Source organism: Pseudomonadota bacterium (assembly GCA_030859565.1).
Lineage (GTDB): Bacteria > Pseudomonadota > Gammaproteobacteria > JACCXJ01 > JACCXJ01 > USCg-Taylor.
This window is the reverse complement of record JALZJW010000225.1, coordinates 1-4,182: the sequence shown is the minus strand read 5'-3', so window position 1 is coordinate 4,182 and position 4,182 is coordinate 1. Positions and strand designations below refer to the sequence as shown.

General features: G+C 58.8%; 4 protein-coding genes. 2 read left to right on the top strand and 2 right to left on the bottom strand.

Annotation, left to right across the window (positions count from 1 at the left end; all coding sequences use genetic code 11):
- The coding region (locus M3436_19745) for a PD-(D/E)XK nuclease family protein (GenBank protein ID MDQ3566214.1) at positions 1 to 1,120 on the top strand (1,120 nt) is incomplete at its 5' end.
- A gap of 74 nt (positions 1,121 to 1,194) precedes the next feature.
- On the opposite strand, the gene M3436_19740 is transcribed toward M3436_19745, so the two are convergent.
- A complete protein-coding gene (locus tag M3436_19740; protein MDQ3566213.1) occupies positions 1,195 to 1,596 on the bottom strand; it encodes a type II toxin-antitoxin system VapC family toxin in 402 nt (133 codons plus the stop codon).
- Positions 1,593 to 1,832, bottom strand: coding sequence for an AbrB/MazE/SpoVT family DNA-binding domain-containing protein (locus M3436_19735; protein ID MDQ3566212.1), 240 nt, complete (start codon positions 1,830 to 1,832; stop codon positions 1,593 to 1,595). Before M3436_19735 ends, M3436_19740 begins: the two co-directional genes overlap by 4 nt.
- A 1,023-nt stretch (positions 1,833 to 2,855) precedes the next feature.
- Here M3436_19735 and M3436_19730 point away from each other — a divergent pair.
- On the top strand, positions 2,856 to 4,182 hold a 1,327-nt coding region (locus M3436_19730), incomplete at its 3' end, for a hypothetical protein (GenBank protein ID MDQ3566211.1).

The following is a 4,182-nucleotide window of genomic DNA, read 5'->3' as shown; positions in this document are numbered from 1 at the left end:
CTCGCCCCTTGCCTGGTTGCTGCACCCGCCAAGCCCCGGCGCATCCGAAACCGCTTGGCATCAGCACCTCGAGAGTTTGACCGACGCAGCAATCAAAGGCGAGATCGAAGCGCTGGCATCGGCTTCGGAGGGTACGATCGTCTTGGCGTCGCCGCCGATCCCTGCGCGGCGGGCCCCCCCGGCCGAGGCGTCACCAAATCCCCGATTCGCGGCGCGTGTATTCTCGGGAACCATCCCCGAACCGTGGGCTATGACAAGCTTTTCGGCGCTGATGCGCGGGATGCCGGCCGAAGCGCGCGCTGTCGATGCGGATACCGAGCCGGATCCCAAGCCGGGCCCGGCGGACGTGCCGCGCACCATCTTTCATTTCCCGCGCGGTGTGACAGCGGGCCGCTGCCTGCATGCGGTCTTGGAGCATTTGGATTTTACGGGCTACCGGCCCGAGGATCTCACGGCCTTGGTCCGGCAAAGCCTCAAAGAATACGGCATCGCCCCCGAATGGAGCGAGGTGCTGAGCGGGCATCTCGCACAGGCGCTGCGCACACCGCTCGACGCCGAAGGGAGCCTGCGCCTCGACCGGATCACGCCGAGACAGCGAATCAGTGAGCTCGAGTTTCATTACCCCATCGCGGAGCTTAGGCCCGAGGTGCTCATGTATCTGATTGAACTGATCGAACCGTGGGATCCCGAAGCATGCCAGGCGCTGGCCGGATGGGGGGAGGGGGCTTGCGGCTATATGAAAGGTTTCATCGATCTGGTTTTTGAAACCGAGGGACGCTATTACTTAGTGGATTATAAGAGCAATTGGTTGGGGATGAACCTCGAAGATTACCATGCGACCCGCCTGCCGGCAGTCATCTCCCAGGCGGGCTACCATCTTCAGTATCTCCTGTACACGGTCGCGGTGCATCGCTACTTGCGGCATCGCCTCGCAAGTTATGACTACGAGCGGGATTTCGGCGGCGTCTATTACCTCTTCCTCCGCGGCATGAATGCGCGGCGCGGCGCCGGCTACGGGATATTTTACCGGCGGCCGGAGCGCGCCTTGGTCGAGGCGCTGGATCGGTACTTCCTCACCGGCGCGGCGGCCGCCGGCGAGCCGGCCAAAAGTTGTCCATAACCGCCGCGGAAGCGGCAGGCCGGGGATGCGTTCGCGGCGGCGAAGTTGTACCGGATTTCGCTACGCTTCATGGGTTACGACCCCGGTCGTACCAACACAACCTTGGGGGCCAGGCCCTTTCGGATTGCACGTTTGCAAAACGCTTTGTCGAGCGTGTACAGCGGGGTATCACCAACACTCCCGAGATGCAGTGCGTCCGCGAAATCTGCACCGTGTTGGTAATACGTGAGCGCCCCACGGACAGCCGCCTCGTCTTCCATCACCACGCCTTCCGATCCTAGGAGAAAAGCCAGGAACTCGATGATCTCGGCTGGCGTGAGTCCATAACGCGCCCGCAATACCCATTCTGTTTCCAGCACGACGGACTTTGGGATGAGCACCCGATGTTCGTCCACTAGCGCTAATGCGGCGGCTCGTTGCTCCGGGTTGTCACCGACTGCAATGCGAACGACGAGGCTGGTATCGAAGGCAATCATTGCGCATCGTGCAGGTCCACGGGAGCAAATGCGTTTGCGTCGGACAATGCGGGCAGCCTCCGTCCGAATCCTCGCCATTCGGATAGCCGGTGCGATTTAGCGCCCATGGGACTCAATACGATGCAACCTTCTTCCAGGGTGACCGTTAACTCAGTACCTGGTATGACCTTCAGCCGGTCTCGGATAGCCTTGGGGATCACCACCTGACCTTTGCTTGTGAGTCGCGTCGTTTCCATACCGGAGACCAATGGTAAGTAAGATAAGGTAAGAATATAGTTACCGGCGGCGAGTGACAAGGGCAAACAGCGCTATGGCGCCGGAACGGGCGGCTCACCTTTTCGGATGGCTCCGCCTCACCGCGATGATGACGACAAGGTATGCGCTTAAGAACAGTGGGTAACGCTGCGCTTATACTCAACCGATGAGATGCTGAGCGATTTACCAAAATTGCGGTAGTAGTAGAATGCCAACGCCCGCCGTAGTACGTATGGGTGGCGCTTGCGGCGAGCGCGGGTAGTGTCTCAGTTTGGATTTCGGTTATCGGCCTTAGAGTGGCGGGGACGGTCCCTGCTCGACTCGTGTGTGGGGGTCATCCTCTAGTGGAAACCGAGCGTACCCAGCACGTCTGAGCGTATCAACGGGCTGGCCGCTGCGCCCGGACTCGACCCTCACCCATCGGCCCAGTAAGGGGGCGCTCGCCCCGCGATACCCCGGTATGACCTCCGCCGCCGCCTCTCCGCGTCCAGAAGCTCTCATTCTTGCTCCGAGGTGGGCCGGCGCCACCCCGCCATCCCAACTTCCGCCGCACCCCGACCCCTCGTAGGCAAAAGATAGGAGATTGTCTCCTCCAGTGGGTATTTGCTTCGGGCTGATTTTCAGCCCCATGGTTGCGAATATGGCAGCGATCGGATATTTATTAATCAACAAAACAGGCGGATGTTTTGCTCTCAGCGGACCCCAAGGGGGCTATCAGGCAAAGGGTAAACTGCGTCGAGGCCTAACCTCCATCTGTTGGCGGGTTGCCACACAACCTAACTCAACAACTGGCATGGAGGTTACGGCTACGTCGGATTCATCCTGATACGCTGATGCGCAACAACCCGTCACACCAACAACGTAGCATTGAGGGGCCACGATTCGCCCCAGGGGTTGAGACGTGGCTTCGCCAGCGCAGCAACACCTAAAGTCACTAGCCTTCGACGTTTTCGCAGTGGATGGGTGCGCGCTCGAGCAGCCGCACCTCAAGGTAAGTCGCCACCGTGGATCTCCTGGCCTATTGGAAACTCGATAACTATAGAAAAGATCTCGATGGTGGCGCTGGTTTCCACTTCAATTCACGACAGCCGCGTCTACACACATCCATCGAGCTTGGCGAACGGCTATGGCTGTTCACACGGCTGTTCATCCATGGCGAAGTTCAATTCCGGCTGTTGGCCAAGCTGGTCGTGCGCTCGAAGACGATTAATCCGCCAGACTACAAATACGGGCCATATCGGGTTTGGGGTGACTTCCAGACATCGGTCTACTACCGGGTGCGCGCCTTGCCGCAGGACGATATCTTCGAACTCTTGCAGGTTCTTCCACTGGACAGAGGTTCACTTTCTGGGCTGGACGAGATTCAAATCTCCCAAGCCTGCCAGTCCATCCGCGCGGTACAACCTAGGGCATCTGCGCTTCTTGAGACGTTCGCAGCGCAGCTGGAAATCGAAACGCGGGCCAAGGCCGTCGCGGATGAACGCAACTTGGAAGAGATCATCTACTCGAAGCCACAGGAGCAGCTGCGCCTGTTTCTCGAGAAAGAACACTCTGGTGTTTCGTCGCAAACACGAGAACAAATCGCCTCTTCCTACCGTAAGGACAGACAGCTCGTGGAGGAGTTGAACAGGCTCTACAACGGGCGATGCCAGGTGACGGGTTTCGACAGCCCACTTCTCTATGGCGCGCCGACCGCTGAGGCACACCATCGCCAAATGGAAGGTGGCGACTATAAATGCTCGAAACAACTAGGTGGGATCTCGGATGAGGGCTGGGAGATCCAGGCACAGACCCCGCTCTTTCGTGCTAAACGAGCAGCTGAACTAGCCAACTTACTCGACCTCTGGCGCGAGGTCACGAAAGTCTTTGGCGACAAGAAGGGCGTAGATAGGGTCAAGGCATTGGTGTCATCCTCTACCGGGCGTGACATACTGGCCAGGGTAATCAGAGTAGCGCGCGCGATGACGGTAGGCACCGAGATCGCGGACCTGACAGTGTGCGGAGCCATTGCCCCATACAACCATCTGGCTTGCGGGAAACTGGTGGCAATGCTGGCGGCCAAGCCTGAAGCAGTGATCGCCTACAAAGAACGCTACGAAAACGCGTACAGCATCATCGCATCCTCGATGGCGGGCAGATGCGTCAAAAGGCCTGCGCACCTAGTGTTTATCGGAACGAGCAGCCTGTATGGGCAGCGGCCCAACCAATACGACCGTATCTCTTACCCCTGTTCAAATCTGGGCGGAAAACCAAATGAAGCGATTCGGTATCACTACATTCGGGACACGTACGAAGAAAACAACGCCAATGGAGCGACCAGGGGTGTGGGGA